This is a genomic window from Williamsia sp. CHRR-6 (genome assembly GCF_018474015.1).
Lineage (GTDB): Bacteria > Actinomycetota > Actinomycetes > Mycobacteriales > Mycobacteriaceae > Williamsia_A.
On sequence record NZ_JAHCSG010000001.1, the window covers coordinates 774,370 to 792,611 of the forward strand.

Consider the following 18,242-nt stretch of genomic DNA (forward strand, 5'->3'; position numbering starts at 1 on the left):
CCGGGCCGTTCGGAACCGACGAGAAGAGGCGTCGCAGATGGCAGGCAGCACAGGACCGAGCGGGATCGGCGGCACCGGGACCACACGCTTCCTCGCAGCCCGCAACCTCCTACTGGACCACCCAGAGGACTATCAGCGCGCCGTCACCGACTTCACCTGGCCCGAACTCGACGAATGGAACTGGGCCACCGACTGGTTCGACGTGATGGCCACCGGCGCCGCCGCCGAGGGGCCGCACGGCGTGAGCCCCGACAGCCCGGCGCTGTGGATCGTGGAGGAGGACGGTAGCCAGACGCGGTTCACCTTCGCCGAGATGCGGGAGCGCTCCATCCGCCTGTCGGCCTGGCTGCATCACACGGTCGGCGTACGTCCCGGTGATCGCATCCTGCTGATGCTGTCCAACCAGGTGGAGCTGTGGGACGCGATGCTGGCCGCGATGCGCCTGGGTGCGGTGGTCATCCCGGCCACCACCCTGCTCTCGGAGTCCGACATCGCCGACCGGGTGCAGCGTGGCGGGGTGGCGCATGTGATCGCGCGCAGTGAACTGGCTCCCGCGTTCGACACCGTGGGCTCTGCCCACAACCCGAACACCGTGGGCTCTGCCCACACCCGCATCAGCGTGGGCCCACCGGTGCCCGGTTGGCTCGACATCGCCGACGCCCGTTCGGCCGCAGTCGATTTCGTCCCCACACACCGTACCCACGCCGACGACACGCTGCTGCTCTACTTCACCTCGGGCACCACCTCCAAGCCCAAGCTGGTCGAACACACTCACGCCTCCTATCCCGTGGGGCATCTGTCGACGATGTACTGGATCGGGTTACGTCCTGGCGATGTCCACCTCAACGTGTCGTCGCCGGGCTGGGCCAAGCACGCGTGGTCGAACGTGTTCGCGCCGTGGATCGCCGGCGCGTGCGTCTTCGTCTACAACTACGCCCGCTTCGACCCCGCGGCTCTGCTGCGGGAGATGCAGCGTTGCGGGGTGAGCAGCTTCTGTGCGCCACCGACGGTGTGGCGCATGTTGATCCAACATGATCTGAGCGCGCTGACCACCCCGCCGCGCGTGGTGGTCGGTGCGGGCGAGCCCTTGAACCCCGAGGTGATCGAGCGGGTCCGCGCGGCCTGGGGTGTGACCATCCGCGACGGGTTCGGGCAGACCGAGAGCACGGTGCAGATCGCCAACACCCCCGGACAACCGGTGCGCGACGGCTCTATGGGGCGGCCCTGCCCCGGCTATGTGGTCACCCTCGTCGATCCGGCCACCGGTGCGACTGGAGTCGCGGAGGGCGAGATCTGTCTGGATCTCTCCGCGCGACCGTTGGGGCTGATGGTCGGTTACCACGGTGACCCGCAGCGCACCGCCACGGCGATGGCGGGCGGGGTGTATCACACCGGCGACGTGGGCAGCCGGGATGCCGACGGCTACATCACCTACGTGGGTCGCACCGACGACGTGTTCAAGTCCAGCGATTACCGCATCAGTCCGTTCGAGCTGGAATCGGTTCTGCTGGAACATGATGCGGTGGCCGAGGCAGCCGTGGTGCCTGCTCCCGACGAACTGCGCCTGTCGGTGCCCAAGGCCTACATCGTGTTGGCCGCAGGCCACGAGCCCACCGAGGCGACCGCGGAGTCGATCTTCGAGCACAGCCGCACGCACCTGGCCGCCTACAAACGCATCCGGCGGATCACTTTCGCGGAGTTGCCCAAGACCATCTCCGGCAAGATCCGCCGGGTGGAGTTGCGGCGGATCGAGCAGGGTCGCCTCGAACACGCTCAGACGCACGAGTCGGCGACCGACTCTCCCGAACTCCCGGTCCTTCCCGAGTTCCTCGACACTGCGCGCGCCGACCGGGGTGGCGCGCCATCTGACACGAACGGTAGTCTGAATCAATGACCAGCACTCTCGCCCTCGATGACCTCATCGCCGCGCTCCCCGAGGGGACCGTCGTCACCGATCCCGACATCATCGGTGGATATCGGCAGGACCGAGCCCTCGACCCCGACGCCGGGATGCCGCTGGCGGTGGTGCGCGCCAACTCCACCGATGACGTGGTCGCCGCCGTGAAGTGGGCGGCGGCCCACCGGGTGGCCATCGTGCCGCGTGGCGCGGGCACCGGGCTGTCCGGCGGCTCCAGCGGCGTGGGCGGCGCCATCACGATCAGCACCGAGCGCATGCGCGACATCACCATCGACACGGTCACCCGGGTGGCCGTGGTGCAGCCCGGTCTGCTCAACGTGGAGGTCAAGAAAGCCGCCGCCGAGAACGGACTCTGGTATCCGCCGGACCCGTCGTCGTATGAGATCTGTTCCATCGGCGGCAACGCCGCCACCAACGCCGGCGGACTGTGCTGCGTGAAGTACGGCGTCACCACCGACTACGTGCTGGGCATGCAGGTGGTGCTCGCCGACGGTCGGGTCATCCGCCTGGGCGGGCCGCGGTTGAAGGATTCGGCCGGTCTGTCGCTGACCAAGCTGTTCGTGGGCAGCGAGGGCACGCTGGGCATCATCACCGAGCTGACGCTGCGGCTGCTGCCGCCGCAGCCGGCCAAGTCGACGGTGGTGGCCAGCTTCGCCGACGTCCGCGACGCGACCTCGGCCGTGCTCGACATCGTCAACCAGATCCGACCGGCCATGTTGGAGTTCATGGATTCCGTGGCGATCAACGCCGTGGAGGATGACCTGAAGATGGGTCTCGACCGTGAGGCGGGCGCGCTGATGGTCGCCCAGAGCGACGCACCCGGTGCCGCCGCCGACGAGGAGATCCGCATCATCACCGAAGCGTTCGAGGCCCACAACGCCTCGGAGGTGTTCGCCACCGACGATCCCGACGAGGGTGAGGCGTTCACCGTGGCTCGGCGCGTGGCCATCCCGTGCGTGGAGAAGAAGGGGATGCTACTGCTCGAGGATGTGGGCGTGCCGCTGCCCAAGCTGCCCGACCTGGTGGAGGGCATCGCCGACATCGCAGCTCGCCGCGAGGTGATCATCTCGGTGATCGCCCACGCCGGGGACGGCAACACCCACCCTCTGATCGTGGTCGATCCCGACGACGAGGACCAAAAGCGCCGCGGCGACATCGCTTTCGGTGAGGTGATGGATCTGGCGATCGCGCTGGGCGGAACCATCACCGGCGAGCACGGCGTGGGCCGGATGAAGAAGGCGTGGCTGCCCAATCAGGTGGGCGAAGATGTCATGGACATCACCCGCAAGATCAAGGCTGCACTCGACCCCGACGGTCTGCTCAACCCCGGGTCCATCGTCTGATCGGCACCTCAAGCGGCCCAGCCGGCTCAGTACCCGAAATACTTCTCCAGCAACCGAAGCCAGATCTCGCTGCCTGTGGGGTACGAGGGCACCGCATGCCACAGATCGTCGACGGTGAGCCTGCCGACGATGGCCACCGTGGCGGAGTGGATCAGTTCGCCGGCCTCGGGCCCGACGAAGGTGGCACCGACGATGGTGCGGCTGGCCTCGTCGACGACGATCTGCGCGGTGCCGCCCGCGTCGTCGCGTAGCAGCCCGATCCCCGAGGCCGACCGCATCGGTTGGGTGATGACGCTGTGCGCACGCCCAGACCTGCCGGCCGCGCGCTCGGTGAGCCCGACGCTGCCCACCGGCGGATCGGTGAACACGGCCTGAGGCACCGGCACATCGGGGCGTTGCGGTGGCGGGGTGGCGCCCTCGGCGCGCGCTGCGATGCGCTGACCGACCAGGCGCGCCTGATACTTGCCCCAGTGGGTGAGCATCGGACCGAAGGACACATCACCGACCGCGTACAGCCAGTCGTGGGCGGCCAGATCACGCGGGTCGCCGACACCGATGGTGTCGAGCCCGAGTCCCTCGACCGCCGGGCGCCGACCGGTGGCCACCAGAACTTCTGCGGCGGTGAGGGTTTGCCCATCGGCGAGCGTGATGGTCACCGGGCCGCCGTGCACCCGACCCACCCCGGTGTCGGCGGCCTCCGGACGCGTGGCGGTGTCGATCACGACACCGGTGCGCACCGCTACTCCGGCCGCCCGCAACCCCTCGGCCACCGCGTCGCCGACGAAGTCGTCGAGGGTGGTCAGGACTCGGCTGCGGACCAGCATGGTGACCCGAGAACCCAACGCCGACATCCAGATCGCCGCTTCACAGGCCACCACGCCCCCGCCGATCACGACGAGGGATTGCGGGATCTCGATGACCCCGGTGGCGTCTCGCGACGTCCATGGGTGGGTGGCGGCCAGGGCATCAGGCACAGCCACCACGCTGCCGGTGGCCAGGACCACCGCGAGCCCGGCGGTGAGGACGGTCTGCGCACCGCCGTCGTCGACGACGACCCGACGTTCGCCGTCGATGCGCCCCCGGCCATCGACCACCGTGATGCCCGCACCGGTGGCCCACGTGCGCTGCCCGGCATCGTCGTAGTGGCTCACCCACTGATCGCGGCGCGCCAACAGGGCGGCGGAATCGAGTGCAGACACCTCGAACCCGGCCAACGAGCGGGCTGCGGCGGCCACCTCCAGCGGTCGCAGCAACGCTTTGCTGGGCATGCACGCCCAGTAGGAGCACTCGCCGCCCAACAATTCGGCCTCGACGATGATCGCGGTGCGGTCGGACCCGGAGATGGCGAACTGCGCCGCCACCTCACCGGCGGGCCCACCTCCGATGACGATGATGTCGGCGTCGGGCGTGGCGGTGTCGGTGGTCATGGCACCAGCCTGCAACGATCCCGGGCCCGATCACAGGTGTTCGGGCGAAATGTGGTGTTCAAGCCGGTGGCGGGGACTGCGTGGCCGAGTCGACGGTGTTGCGCGATCCGCGCGCGTCTACGGCGTCGGCCGAGCCCGCATCCGATGCCCAGGGCTCGTTACGCAACGCAGACTGGCGGGCCAGGATCACCACCGCGTACACCATGCCCACCAGCGCGATGATCATCACCGGGGTCTGCCACCAGCCGACCTCCACCGACTCCCCGAGCAGGCTCACCCCGAGCACCATCGACACGGCAGGCTCCATCACCGTCATCGCCGGAAACGAGGTCTGTAGTTCACCGGAGACGAAGCTGCGCTGCTGGGCGATGACGCCGCCGCCGGCTACGAGCACGAAGAGGTACAGCTCAGGGCGCATGGCCAGCGCCAGCGGGTCGTTGAGCGACACATCGACCACCGTCTTGACCAACAGGGCGCTGATACCGAACAACGCACCCGCCACCAGCCCGTAGTACAGCGCCCGATTGTGTCGATCGGCACGTTCGGCCGCGAAGACCAGGCCCACCAGCAGTGCGATGAGGCCACCGATGGTCACCACGATCAACAGGTGATCGGGCCTGCGCGCGACGTCGTGCGGGGACGCGGCGCACAGGAACAGCCCGACGCTGCCGACGAGGACGCCACCCCACATCCACTCACGTCGGGTGGATCTCCGGTGGTCGAAGTAGGCCTCCATCGGCAGTGCGAACAGCACCGCGAGCACCACCAGCGGTTGGACCAGCAGGATTGACCCCAAGCCCAGCGCGGTCGCCTGCAAGGTGAAGCCACAGATCGCGACCATCGCTCCGGTCCACCACATCGCCGCCGCACCCGAACGCATGGAGGCGCGTTGCCGAAGCACGGTGCCGACGGCTATCAGCGCCGCGGCACCGATGGCCAGCAGTGCGGGAAGCCAGGTGTCCACCGACTCGAGGGTAATGGCTGCCGCGGCCGCGCGGCGATGATCCCCGTCGGTGGGGCATTGGTCCGATTCGCCTCACGACACCCCGAACACGATGCTTGGGCGGTGTCGGTACCTGCGCATACGGTGGTGTCATGCATCACGTCCAGCCCGCACTCGCCGTCGAGCTCGAGGCGCTTGCGACGCTGTCGCGCGCTGACATCGACCGTGTGATCGCCGATCCCCGGGTGTGGCAAGAACTCGCGGAGTTCTGCCTCGACGAGGAGATCGACCACCTCGAATCCGCCGACGACGCCGAGTACGCCGGCGACGGCGACCTCGCCCGTCACCACACCCAGGAGGCGGCGGCGTGGCGGCACACCGCGCGGGTGTTGCGGCAGGCGTCGGTGTACGTGACCCCATCGTTGCGCTCGCGTCGCCGCGCCGGGTAGGGCCACCATGACTCGCACCCTCGTCCTGATGCGTCACGGCAAGTCCGGGTATCCCGACGGCGTGTCCGATCACCAACGTCCGCTGGCCGAACGCGGGATCCGGGAGGCGGCCCTGGCCGGCGACTGGATGCGACGCGACGGGATCGTCGTCGATGCGGTCATCTGCTCCACCGCCACGCGAACGCGGGAAACGTTGCTGCGCACAGGCTTCGCAGACGCCGCGGTCGTCGTCTACCTCGATGACATCTACGGCGGTGCGCCCGAGGAGATCCTCGAGGCGATCCGCGTGCATGCGCCCGCCGACGCGCAGACCGTACTGGTGGTAGGTCACGAACCCGGGATGCCCTCCACGGCACTGTATTTGGACCCAGCAGGCGATATCGATCGGTTTCCCACTTCGGCGTATGCGGTGGTCAGCGTCGCCACAGACTGGGCGTCGATCGGACTGTCCCCCAGCCCCCCGGCGAGGGTGAACGGATTGTTCATCCCTCGCTGATCCGGCCGAGGCAGGCGCGACCACGACCAGTCGAGCGGTTACTGCATGGCAGGCAGCCGCACGTCCTCACGCAGCAACGACTGCTCGAGCCAGACCGCTGCCCGCTGCCCGTCTCCCGAGCCGGTTGCCGCGAAGCCAGACGGTCCAGGCGCCGAGTCGACACGCGCACAGTCCCCGGCAGCGTAAACGCCTGCAACACTTGTCATCTGACCGCCATCCACTGAGACCGACCCCTCAGGCGTCATCGCCAGCCCAAGCGCGGCGATCAACGTGCTCTGCTGCACCACATCTGCTTTGTGGAAGACGGAGTCCACTTTCACCTCGCCATCGGAGGTCCGCACCACCATCCCGGATGCGGCCGGCTCGACTGCCGCCACCGGTGCGGGTTCGTGCACCACGCCCACCTCATCGAGGAACCGTTGCATGTCGGGCGCGAGTACGACGCCGTCGTGGGAGAACCATGTCACGTTGTCGCTGAACCGATCACGGATGTAGCCGGCCAGCGTGGCCCCGAAGTAGCCGCCTGCGATGACCGCGATCGAGTGGCCGCTGACCTCGTAGCCGTGGCAGAACGGGCAGTGATACACACCGCGGCCGAAGTTCTCGGCCAGCCCCGGGATGTCGGCGGGGAGGTCCCGGACCCCCGTTGCCAACAACACCCGCCGCACCTCGATCGGGTCAGCACCCAAGGGCTCGACCTGCGCCGTGAAGGCCACGCCCGGCGCGGCCGCGACCACCGACGCCACGCGGCCGGTGACCCGTGTGACCGTCTCCAACGCGTCGATCTCAGCGGCGACGCGGGCCCGAAAATCCGCCGGCGCCATGCCCTCTCGGCCCGGCAACATGTGGATCGCCGATGAGTTGACGTTGCGGGGCGTGTCGGCGTCGACGAGCAGCACTCGTCGACGCTGTCGTCCGAGTACCACCGCGGCAGTGAGTCCGGCGGGACCACCGCCCACGATCAAAGCATCGTAACTGGACAAATCCGTCTCCTTGTGGCGTCGTCGCGTGCTTAATGATAACAATTTTCATTATCAACACCACCGGGAGTTCAACTGTGCCGCTGTCGCCGGGAGAGATCGACGAGTTCCTCACCGAGGGTCGCGCGCTGGACGCGATCGCACTCGACGTGATGACGCTGGCGTTGGCGCGGCGTGTCTCCCCAGATGCGCCGACCTTTCCGCTGACCGTCGACGCACTGCTCGACGGTCTGGGCTGCGCCACCATCCATCGGCCGCTGCTTCGGCGTTGGGTCAGCACCCTGGCGGCAGCGGGTCGAATCACACTGGAGGACAACGTCATCGTGTCCATCACCAATGTCCGCGCTTCTACCGTTGAACGCGCCTGGCGTGGTGTCGACACCACGCGCGCCTACCCCGGCTACCTACGCCGAGCGCTCGCACAAGTGCCAGATCTGCTCACCGGCGAGCTGTCGCCGCACACTCTCATGTTCGGCGGCCCGGAGTCCGCCGGCGGGCTCGACCTGAGCATCGCCTACGCCATCTACCGCGACAACCCGTCGAGCCGGATGGTCAACGAGGCGGCCGGGGAGTGGGTCGCGGGCCACCTGAACAGCCTGCAACGCCGAGGGCGGATCGTGGAGCTCGGCGCGGGAACCGGTGCCACCACCGAGTCTGTTGTGCTTGCCACCCAACACATCTCACCGGCACCGCACTACCTGTTCACCGATGTGTCAGAAGAATTCCTACGGCATGCCCACGCACGGTTCGGGGACCTGGTGGCGACCGCCATCGTCGACATCGCGCGCCCTCTGGGACCACAGGTGCACGCAACCGGGGGCGCCGTAGACGTGGTAGTGGCCGCCAACGTTGCCCATAATGCCAACGACATCAACGCATTCTGCGCCGAGGTCCGCGCGGTACTAGCCGACGACGGACTACTGGTCCTCATCGAGACCAGCGTCGAGCGACCACAACTGCTCGCCTCGGCCGAGTTCCTGATGTCTGGTAACGAGGCCTCGCACCGCCCCCCGACCGACGCACGGCGCACCAGTGGCGCCATGCTTCCCGCCGTCTCGGAATGGACATCTGCATTGCTCTGCGCCGGTTTCACCACCATCGAACGACTACCGCACGATGATCACCCACTCGCCGAGACGGGGCAGTTCGGGTACGCCGCACGCGTGGGATCCGCCCGATGAGCGATCGCCAACAGCGGGCCGAACTCGTCGCGGTGGTCGGCTGCGCAGTTCGATACCCAGGCGCGGCTGACCTCGATGAGTTCTGGGATCTGTTGCGTACGAGCCGAAGCGGACTCAGCAATGTAGACGCAAAGCCTGGGCGGATCGGCGTGGCGGGTCTGCTACCGCATCAGTTGGAGTTCGACCCAGCTCCGTTCGCGATGACCCCGTCCGAGGCGGCACGACTCGATCCACAACACCGCGTCTTCCTCGAATGCGCCTGGCACGCCATCGAACACGCCGGTTACGGGGATCTCACCCAGGCCGGCGAGACAGGCGTGTTCGCCGGGGCGGCCAACCCACATCACCTGTGGCGAGCGCACCCGGACTTCGATCCGTCCGGTGGCGACGATCCAGTCCGTAACCTCGACATCCACGCCAACCACATTGCCGACTACCTGCCCCTGCGGGTGGCGCATCGACTCGGCGCCACCGGCCCGGCACTGTCGGTCGGCGCCACGTGCGCCACATCGTTGGTTGCGGTCCACCTGGCATGCCAATCGCTGCTGTCCGGCGAGACCGACACCGCGCTCGCCGGAGGCGTCAGCCTGCGGCTCCCCGAGGAGCAGGGATACGTCGCCGTGCCCGACGGCCCCTTCGCCCCGGACGGGCGCACCCGCGCGTACTCCGCGCACGCAGCCGGCACCGTGTTCAGCCAGGGCTGCGGCGTGGTGGTGTTGCGGCGCCTACGCGATGCACTCGACGACGGTGACACCGTCCACGCCGTCATCCGCGGGAGCGCCGTGACCAACGACGGCGCCAACCGGATGGGATTCACCGCACCCACGAGCACCGGGCAGGCGCGAGCCATCGCGCAAGCGTTGGCGATGGCCGAGCGTTCCCCGCGAGACATCGAATACGTGGAGGGTCACGGCACCGGCACCGCCCTGGGTGATCGCATCGAGATCGAGGCGTTGCGCACCATCTTCGGTTCGGCGCCGCAACCATGGTGTGCCTTGGGTTCGGTGAAAAGCTCGATCGGCCACGCTGACTCTGCGGCCGGAGTGGCCGGGCTGATCAAAGCGGTACTGGCCGTCGAACACGGCCTCATCCCGGCCACTCTGCACTGCGACCCTGTTGCCGAGGACCTCAACGCACCCGGATCACCGTTCCGCGCGGCGCTCGCCCCCCTCGACTGGACGGCTCCGACGCGCACTGCCGGCGTGAGCTCGTTCGGCTTCGGCGGCGTCAACGCCCATGTCGTGGTGGAGAACTGGCCTCAGACCCCACTTGCGTCGCGTCCGGCTGGGCCGGTCACGCTCATGGTGTCCGCCGCCACGACCCGGGCTGCCGACACCACCTCCGAGGCGATAACGACCTGGTCGCGTGAAAATCCAACCCTGCTCCCACACGCAGCACACTCGCTACGGGTCGGGCGAAAACCACTGCCGCACCGCGTGGCGACCGTGATCGACGGCGACCACCACACGCAGTTCCGGGATCGGTGCGACACCGAGGCCCGGGTGGTGTGGGCGTTCCCCGGTGGCGGCCGAGGCGTCGCGGGAAGTGCCTGCGACCTGTATGGCCAGGACCCCGATTTCGCGCGAACCCTCGACTCCGCAGCAACAGCTCTACGGGCCCACGGTGCTCCTGATGTTCGCGACCTCTTGCTGGCCACAACCGATCTCGACACCTGGCGTCGACGCGAACGCGATCCCGGGCAGGGCCTGCCGGCGATCTTCGCACTGTCTGTGGCCACGGCAGCCGCGCTGACCGGGCGGGGGCTCCGGCCCGACGCCGTGGTGGGCCATTCGCTCGGGGAGTACGCCGCCACGGTGGTGGCCGGGATGGCCGACCTGGCCGATGCCGCGCTGCTGGTCGCCACCCGAGCGGCAGGTATGTCGGCGATGCCACCCGGGTCGATGGTGGCGGTGAACATGCCCGAAGAGCAGGCGCGCGCCGTGGTCGACCGCCATCGCGAGGTGGAGATCGCAGCGGTCAACGCGCCGCGGGCGATCACCTTGAGCGGCCCGCAAGCTGCGGTGGATGCAGTGGTGACCGAACTCGAAGGCCAGGGCGTACACGTCGATCGCCTCGACATAGCCGTAGCCGCGCACAGCGCGGCGGTTGATTCGGTCCGCGCCTCCCTCGACACCGCAGCTCGGCGAATCACATTCCGGCCAGGTCATGTTCAGTTGATCTCCACACTGACATCAGCACCGGCGTGCGCGGCCGAGCTGTCGCGGGACGGACGCTGGGGCGAGCATCTACGCGCGACGGTCCGGTTCGACCAGGCCATCTCCGCCGCCCTGGCCGCCTACGGTGTCGACCGCGCGCCGAGCGCGGCCCGAGCGGTCGTGGTCCAGATGGGTCCAGGCGCCGCGCTACTGTCGGCCGCCCGGGCCGTCGACTCCACAACGGTCACCGTTGCCGCGGTGTCGGCCGACGACCGGACTCACGCGCACGACCTCGACGCAGTGATCGCGCAGGCATGGGTGTCGGGCGCGCCGATACAGCTCGCCCCCGACACCGGGCTACGGCGGATCCCATTGCCTGGCTACCGGTTCGACCGCCGGCGCTTCGATGTGCCCACCACAGCCACGACGAGCGTGGGACCACACCCGAGCCCCCAGCTGTGGCTCCCCACCTGGGTGGTGGCGCCCCTGCCCTCGGTGCCGACGACCGAGGCGTGCGGCCCGGACCGGGTGCGGGTCGTCGTCTGTGACGGGCAGTCGCGCATCGCCGGTCAGGCCGTGCGCCTTGACTTCACGGCAACGTCGGCCGGAGTCGCCGACGCATTCGGCGGCCACGACGCCGCGTCGATCATCATCGACTGCACCGACACCGTGCCCACGGTCATCGACGCCATGCGGGTACTCGGGCGCATCGCAGAAGCCGCCCGCACCTCCGGGACAGCGGTGGAGCTCACGGTGCTGACCGAACGTTGCGAAGCGGTCCAGCCGGGCGAGGTAGCCGAACCCCTCGGCGCGGCCATTCGCGCGTTGCCCCGGGTGGCGGCGCAGGAATGCGACCACATCTGCTGGCTCAGCATCGATCTCGATGACCCCGAGCGGCTCGACGCGGACCTCGTCGAGGAACTGGTCACCACCGAACATCGCGTTCTGCGCGCCGGCGTCGACGGGTCCAACGAAATCGCCTGGCGCGCAGTCGGTGCCACGCGCAGCCGGTTTCGACGGACCTTCACACCGTGGGCCGCAGCGCCCATCCGGTCGGCACGACGCGACTCACCGACCGTGGTCATGACCGGCGGGGTGGGCAACCTGGGTGCAGCACTGATCGCCCACCTGGCCGAGACCGCCGTCCCGGCGCGGGTCGTCGTGACTTCCCGACGCGCACACGCCGGCCTCGTCGGCGACCGCCGCGATCGTTTGGACGATGCGATCAAACGTCTTGCCGACAACGGGGGTTCGGTGGAGGTCAGATCGGTCGACAGCACCGACGCCGACGCGGTGCGCGGGCTGCTCACCGATGTGACCACATCGCACGGAGCCATCGACGTCGTCATTCACGCCCCCGTCACGGTGGAGCCGGCGTTGCTCGCCGAGGACGATCGCGTAGTGACCCAGACACTCTGGGGCACCAAGGTCGACGGTCAGCGTTTCCTCGCCGATGCGTGCGCCACGATGACCACCGAGATGAGGCCCCACCTCGCGGTGGCGATCTCCTCAGTAGGTGCGACGGTGGCCGGCGCCGGACTGGGGGCCTACACCGCAGCCAGCCGCTACCTGGAAGCTGTTCCGGCCCAGACGATGTCACCGGAGAGCACACCGTGGGTCACGATCAGCCTGGATCGTCTCAGAACCGGGACGGCACAGGAGGCCGAAAGCGCCGCCGAGGTATCCATGCGATACGCGATATCACCAGCCGCGGCCGCACAGGCCGTGTGGACGATCGTGGAGACACATCTGGCGGGCCGGCGGCTGGCACCACCCCCGGCGGTTGTGAGCGTCTCACCGGGAAATCTGGAGCAGCGCTCGCGTGCACGTCCCGAGCGCACACCACGACTCACCACCACCGCAGCATCACCTGCTGCGCTCGGGGCGACCGAACGCGTTGTGGCGCGCATCTTCTCCGATAGCCTCGGGGTTGCGGCACAGCACCCCGACGACGACTTCTTCGCGCTCGGCGGCCATTCACTGCTGGCCACGCGAGTGCTGCGCGACCTCGAGCCGATCGTGGTCACCCCGCTACGACTCCGAGACCTGTTGCGCGCCTCCACGGTCGCAGGGGTGGCCGCCCTCATCGACTCCTCCGGCGGACTCCGCTCCGACGCCATCGGCGATGACGTGAGGGAGAACCGACCCGACCCTGGATCGGGTGGACCGTCACCGTCACAAGGCTTTCCCCTGACGTGGGTCCAGCACGCCTACCGCGTCGGCCGCACGCGAGCTCGCGCCGACGGGGGCCAGGTGGGCTGCCATTTCTACGTCGAGCACCTGTACTCGTCAGATGCTGCAGAGCCCTTCGACATCGTTCATTACGAGGCCGCCTGGAATGCGGTCATCGGCGTGCACCCGATGCTGCGTGCGGTGGTGGGGCCAGATGGCACCAATCGCGTCCTGACCGCTGTTCCGCGCTACCGCCTCCCGTTCCGGGACGTCCACACCGAGCCGATCGCCGACCAGGACGCCGCCCTCACCGCTTTCCGCGCGCGGCTGTCCACCCGGGTTGCCGATCCGGCGGTGTGGCCGTTGGTGGTCCCAGAGGTGCTGCGCTGCGCCGACGGCTGGCACATCGGGATCTCGGTGGACGTCATGGTTTGCGACAGCGCCAGTTACCTGATCGTCGACGCCGCGGTTCGTTCCGCCTACACCCAACTGCAGTCCGGCCTCGGTCGCATAGAACTGGCCTCACCGGCATCGGACTTCGCTCAGTGCGTGGCGGCTCTGTCCGCCCGCGAGGCCACCGAGGCCTACCGGCGGGATCGAGCATATTGGCAGGCGCGACTGGACACCCTGCCCGCCGCCCCCGCCCTACCCCGCACCACGCAACCACCACACGCCGATCCGGCCGGGCGGTTCCACCGGCTCGCCGCGCGTGTCAGTGCCCAGGACTGGTCGGCGATCATGCAGCGCTGCGCGCGCGAGAACGTCACGCCGACAGCGGCGTTGCTGTGGTGCTACGGGATGACGCTGGCCCGCTGGAGCGGTGACGAGCATTTCACCGTGACCCTGACCGTCTTCGATCGGCCCACCGACATCGCCGACGCCGACGCGGTGGTCGGCGAGTTCTCCTCCCTCGTCCTGCACGAGATCGATCTGCGCACAGACGAACAGAAGAACCCGCGCATCGGGATGCGTTCGGTGACCGAGCAGCTCTTCGACGATCTCGATCACCGCAGCTATCCCGGCCCCGCCGTGCTCGCCGACCGTGCCCGACGGACCGGGGTCGACGGCTCCATCCCGGTGGTGTTCACCGGGATGCTGGGTCTGCACAAGATTGCAGATCTGGCTCACGACGGTGAGCACGACTCGGAGTGGTTGGGCCCCATCGTCGCCGGGATCAGTCAGACCCCACAGGTGTGGCTCGATCACCAGGCGTACGAGCATCGTGGCGAGCTGGTGCTGCAATGGGATGTCGACACCGACCATCTCGACCCTGCGGTCGCCGCCGAGCACTTCGCCGGCTACCGCGACGCCATCGAGGCACTCGTCGCCGGAGAACCGCCGCACTCACCGGACAACGGTGAGGTGGTGGTGACGGCGGTGCAGCAGATCTGGGCCGAGCTGCTCGACCGCCGGATCGCCGACATTCCCACCACCGAGACCTTTCTGACCCTGGGCGGGGACTCATTGCTGGCGGTTCGGATGGCCTCAGCGATCCGGGAACGCCTCGGCGTGATCCTGCGGATGACCGATGTGCGAACCGACACCACTGTCGAACAGCTGGCTGCCCTGGTGTCGCAGCGGGCGTCGGGGAGCCTTCGCTCCCCTGCGCTCACCCTGACACCGCGTCCGGATCCGACTGCGCCCATTCCCCTCCCACCGCTGGCCCAGGCATACTTCGTCGGCAACCACCCCGGATGGGAGCTGTCCTACCCCACCGTTCACCATCTCACCGACGTCGGCCTCTCCGACGTCGACAGCGACATCATCGCCGACGAGCTCGAAGACGCCCTCGATCGACTGGTGGCTCACCAGGCCGGCCTGCGCATGGCGATCACCGACGACGGCTACGGGGTCATCCGTGATCTCGATGACGCCGATGCCCGGGTGGAGCTCCACGTGCTCGATCTGCGTGCTCTCTCACCCGAGCGACAACGCCTGGTGTGCAAAGAGACTCGTGACGACGCGGCCCGCTGTGGACCCAACCCACGCACCGGCCCTGGAGTCATCGTGCGCCTGATCCTTCTCGGCGAGGGCAGGGCCCGCCTGCTGTGCGCGTTCAGCCTGCTGGTGGTCGACGGTTGGTCGGCCGCGCTGTTCGAACGAGAACTGCTGAGCATGCTGGCCGATCCCAACGCCATCCTCGCGCCACTGTCCGTCGACGCCGCCGACTACGCGGTCGCCCTCAACGCAGTGCGCAGCACCGAGGCCTGGCGCGCAGATCAACTGTGGTGGCGGGCTCGGGTACCCGGTCTTCCGCGCCCGCCCTCGATCCCCCTGCACCCCTTGACTGTCGACGCAGCTCCGGCCGTGATGTCGGGTACCCATCGCACCGTGGCCGGTGAGGTCACCGCCGCCATCGCCACGGAATGCGGAGCTCACGGCGTGAGTCTGTCCAGTGCTGCGTTGACCGCCTATGCCATCGCCCTGGCCGAGGCGGCGGGCCACCGCCGGTTCCTGCTGACCACCCTGCAATCACACCGCCAGCCGCTGCACGCCGATGTCCCACGCATCATCGGCGCCTTTTCCTCCACCACCGTCCTCGACATCGACCTTCCCGCAGCGTCATCGGTCACCGAGGCCTGCCGGGCGGTGCACTCCGAGCTCGCCCAGGCCACCGCACATGACCTCTACGGGGGTGTGGAAGTGCTACGCGACCTGCGCGCACATCGGCGTGCTCACGACGACACCGAGCATCCCGTGTTGTCACCCTTCGTGTTCCAGTCCACCCTCGGGCTGTCTGGCGCATTGGGCCAACGACCCACCGATGCCGGGCCTTTGGGCCGCATCGACCCTGACGACATCGCTCACCACATTCGCACCCCACAGGTGGTGTGCGAGCTCCGGACGTTCGACGGTCCACGTGGCGAGTTGGTGCTCGACCTGGCCTACGTCAGCGAACAACTCGACGATGCCACCGCCGTCACCGTGGTGGAGCGAGTCGAGTCGCTGATGCGCATGCTCGCCAACCCCGAAGGCTGGCAGCAGCAGCTGTCGTCACCGCCGACGCGGACCTCACCCGCTCGCCCCGACCCGATGCCGCTCGTCGCCCCGCCCGCGCCAGAAAATGCCGCGTCCTCGGCCCTGGTGCGCTGGGTGAGCGACCATTTCGCCGGGCAGGTGACCGACGCCGGGACCGGTGAGATCGGCCCCGACACCGACCTCTTCACCGCCGGCGTGGACTCCCTGTCGTTGATCAGACACCTCGGGGTGCTGATCCGAACGGCGCACTGCCCCTGTGCGGTTGCCGACATCGTCGCCGGCCCCACTCCCCGCGCGATCGCAGGCGCGATGGCCGCTCGAGCCGTGTTGGTCCCGTTTGCCGACCCTCCCGACGCAGACGCGACCGTGGTGCTCGTACACCCCTCCGGAGGCGACGTGTCGCTCTATCGCGACCTCGCCACCGCTCTGGGTTCCCGGCTCTGCGTTCTCGGATTGGCCGACAACGGTTTCCGTGACCCGGACCGACCAGACGACCGGCCGGCCCGCTATGCCGACGCGATCGCCGCCCTGGGTGCCACGCGCCCGGTCCTGCTGGGCGGCTGGTCGATGGGCGGCATCGTGGCCCATGACATCGCGCGCCGCCTGCACGAGCGCGGGGCTCAGGTGACCGGCGTAGTGATGATCGATGCCGAGTCGCCGGATCGGATCACCCTCACACCGACTCCAGATCTGGCGCGCACCTTGTATCTGCGTTCAGTCCAGGCCTTCGGCTCGTTGTGCGAACCCGACGCAGCCGCGGTGATCGCCACTCCGAGCGCGAACGACGCGCTGCGACCGCGGGCGGATCTGCTCGGGGAACATCTGCATTTCTTGGCCGGACACCACGCACAGCCACTGCCCTCCGACATACCGGCCGTGCTGATCCGGGCCACAGCGCCCGCGCCACAGAACGCCGGGCTGGGGATGGGAGTGGGCGACTGCACCGATCTCGACGATCACGGCTGGTCTGCCGTGACGCCCTCACTTGGGGTGATCGATGTTGCTGCCCATCATTATTCAATTCTGGATCCGACGCATCACGACGTGATCGTCGCCGCGATGGACCCCATGCTGTCGATGGTGCGCGATGCGATGTGACGACGTGTGGGTGGTCTCGGTGGCCGCGGAGCTGGGCCGGCTGGTGCCGGTGGCCGATGCCGTGGCTGCGGGACAGTACGACGCCGAGGTGGCACGCCGATCCGGGATGATCTCCTCGTCGATCGCCGACGGTCCGGGAATCGAGATGGTGACACGCTGTGGGGCCGCAGCGCTGGATGCGGCCCCCGAGGTGCCGCGGTCGCATGTCCATGCCTCGGGCCTGCCCCAGGGCCCGCCGATGTGGTCGGTGGCGCCATACCTGTGGGGCCGGTTACGTCCCGGTGACCGAACCGGTTTCGCCGGACTGTCGACCAGTGTGTCAGCGGCCTGCGCCGGATCGACGGTGGCCCTGGAGAACGCCATCAGGTCGGTTGCGGTCGGTACGGGGCCGGTGTTGGTGACCGCGGTCGACACCTTCGGCGACCCGGCAGACTACGGCCCGGGTTCCCCAGCCGCGTTGGACCGCTACCGATCTGATCACGGACTCATTCTCGGAGACGCCGCCGCGGCGGCCGTGATCGGTACCGGCGGCGGCCTGTTCCGGGTGGCTGCGGTGTCGGGTTACACCGTCCCCGCGCTGGAGGTCCTGCAGCGCGGCGACGACCGGCCTGACCCGCAGCTGTGGCCGCCGGCCGCGCCGATCTCGCAGCGCACCCGCACCGCATTCGCATCCGGGATGTTGACCGGCGAGCAGGCTCGTCAACTACAACACCGGGGAGTGCAGGGTGCGGTGTTCGCCGTCCTGCGTGACGCGCAGTGGGGCATCGACTCGGTGCGATGCTTCGCGCTGCCATTCGTGGCGCCGTCGGTCGTCTCCGTCGGTTATCTGCAGCCGCTGACCCTCACCCCGGACCGAACTCTCGCCGAACTCGGCTCCCGCACCGGGCATCTGGGTGCCGTGGACCACCTCGTCGCACTCGACCACCTGTGTCGCTCGCGCCTGATCCGACGCGGCGATCGAGTTGTGCTGCTGGGAGTGGGCAGTGGGTTCACCTTCGTGGCGATCGCCCTAGAGGCCACTGACCTCGCCGGTGAGCGCACCGGCAGGCGCAGACGCCGGACCGTACACACCATCACAGATGAGGATGTGACCTGAGCTC

Annotated in this window: 10 protein-coding genes; 7 read left to right on the forward strand and 3 right to left on the reverse strand. The window is 68.6% G+C overall.

From position 1 onward, the window contains the following. Nucleotides 1-37: 37 nt before the first annotated feature. Entirely contained in the window at nucleotides 38-1,894 is a 1,857-nt protein-coding gene (locus KIK15_RS03535; protein WP_214242728.1) for an AMP-binding protein, read from the forward strand. Beyond that, nucleotides 1,891-3,261, forward strand: coding sequence for an FAD-binding oxidoreductase (locus KIK15_RS03540; protein WP_214242729.1), 1,371 nt, complete (start codon nucleotides 1,891-1,893; stop codon nucleotides 3,259-3,261). Before KIK15_RS03535 ends, KIK15_RS03540 begins: the two co-directional genes overlap by 4 nt. Before the next feature lie 26 nt (nucleotides 3,262-3,287). On the opposite strand, the gene KIK15_RS03545 is transcribed toward KIK15_RS03540, so the two are convergent. Both KIK15_RS03545 and KIK15_RS03550 read right to left on the reverse strand, forming a co-directional pair. Then, nucleotides 3,288-4,688: an NAD(P)/FAD-dependent oxidoreductase gene (locus KIK15_RS03545; protein WP_214242730.1), complete on the reverse strand. Its 1,401-nt coding sequence runs from the start codon at nucleotides 4,686-4,688 to the stop codon at nucleotides 3,288-3,290. Between the two features lie 58 nt (nucleotides 4,689-4,746). After that, entirely contained in the window at nucleotides 4,747-5,652 is a 906-nt protein-coding gene (locus KIK15_RS03550; protein WP_214242731.1) for a DMT family transporter, read from the reverse strand. Nucleotides 5,653-5,783: 131 nt separating this feature from the next. Here KIK15_RS03550 and KIK15_RS03555 point away from each other — a divergent pair, with 131 nt between their 5' ends. Further along, a complete protein-coding gene (locus tag KIK15_RS03555; protein ID WP_214242732.1) occupies nucleotides 5,784-6,080 on the forward strand; it encodes a hypothetical protein in 297 nt (98 codons plus the stop codon). Nucleotides 6,081-6,087: 7 nt separating this feature from the next. Continuing rightward, nucleotides 6,088-6,576, forward strand: a complete 489-nt coding sequence (locus KIK15_RS03560) for a histidine phosphatase family protein (RefSeq protein ID WP_214242733.1) — start codon at nucleotides 6,088-6,090, stop codon at nucleotides 6,574-6,576. Between the two features lie 38 nt (nucleotides 6,577-6,614). On the opposite strand, the gene KIK15_RS03565 is transcribed toward KIK15_RS03560, so the two are convergent. Further along, entirely contained in the window at nucleotides 6,615-7,559 is a 945-nt protein-coding gene (locus KIK15_RS03565; protein WP_214242734.1) for an NAD(P)/FAD-dependent oxidoreductase, read from the reverse strand. A 74-nt stretch (nucleotides 7,560-7,633) separates the two neighbouring features. Between KIK15_RS03565 and KIK15_RS03570 the strand changes: the two genes are divergently transcribed. The 3 genes from KIK15_RS03570 to KIK15_RS03580 are packed head-to-tail and all read left to right on the forward strand — an operon-like array spanning nucleotide 7,634 to nucleotide 18,238. Beyond that, entirely contained in the window at nucleotides 7,634-8,737 is a 1,104-nt protein-coding gene (locus KIK15_RS03570; protein WP_214242735.1) for a methyltransferase, read from the forward strand. Continuing rightward, nucleotides 8,734-17,142 (forward strand): type I polyketide synthase, encoded by an 8,409-nt coding sequence (locus KIK15_RS03575; RefSeq protein ID WP_214242736.1) that lies wholly within the window; start codon nucleotides 8,734-8,736, stop codon nucleotides 17,140-17,142. The genes KIK15_RS03570 and KIK15_RS03575 overlap by 4 nt, the downstream gene beginning before the upstream one ends. Beyond that, a complete protein-coding gene (locus tag KIK15_RS03580) occupies nucleotides 17,132-18,238 on the forward strand; it encodes a 3-oxoacyl-[acyl-carrier-protein] synthase III C-terminal domain-containing protein (RefSeq protein WP_214242737.1) in 1,107 nt (368 codons plus the stop codon). The genes KIK15_RS03575 and KIK15_RS03580 overlap by 11 nt, the downstream gene beginning before the upstream one ends. Nucleotides 18,239-18,242 lie beyond the last annotated feature (4 nt).

Bases quoted from the DNA above. Each gene is read 5' to 3' on its own strand.
- KIK15_RS03535 (WP_214242728.1), top strand. From the start codon at position 38: ATGGCAGGCAGCACAGGACCGAGCGGGATCGGCGGCACCGGGACCACA.
- KIK15_RS03540 (WP_214242729.1), top strand. From the start codon at position 1,891: ATGACCAGCACTCTCGCCCTCGATGACCTCATCGCCGCGCTCCCCGAG.
- KIK15_RS03545 (WP_214242730.1), bottom strand. From the start codon at position 4,688: ATGACCACCGACACCGCCACGCCCGACGCCGACATCATCGTCATCGGA.
- KIK15_RS03555 (WP_214242732.1), top strand. From the start codon at position 5,784: ATGCATCACGTCCAGCCCGCACTCGCCGTCGAGCTCGAGGCGCTTGCG.
- KIK15_RS03560 (WP_214242733.1), top strand. From the start codon at position 6,088: ATGACTCGCACCCTCGTCCTGATGCGTCACGGCAAGTCCGGGTATCCC.
- KIK15_RS03575 (WP_214242736.1), top strand. From the start codon at position 8,734: ATGAGCGATCGCCAACAGCGGGCCGAACTCGTCGCGGTGGTCGGCTGC.
- KIK15_RS03580 (WP_214242737.1), top strand. From the start codon at position 17,132: ATGCGATGTGACGACGTGTGGGTGGTCTCGGTGGCCGCGGAGCTGGGC.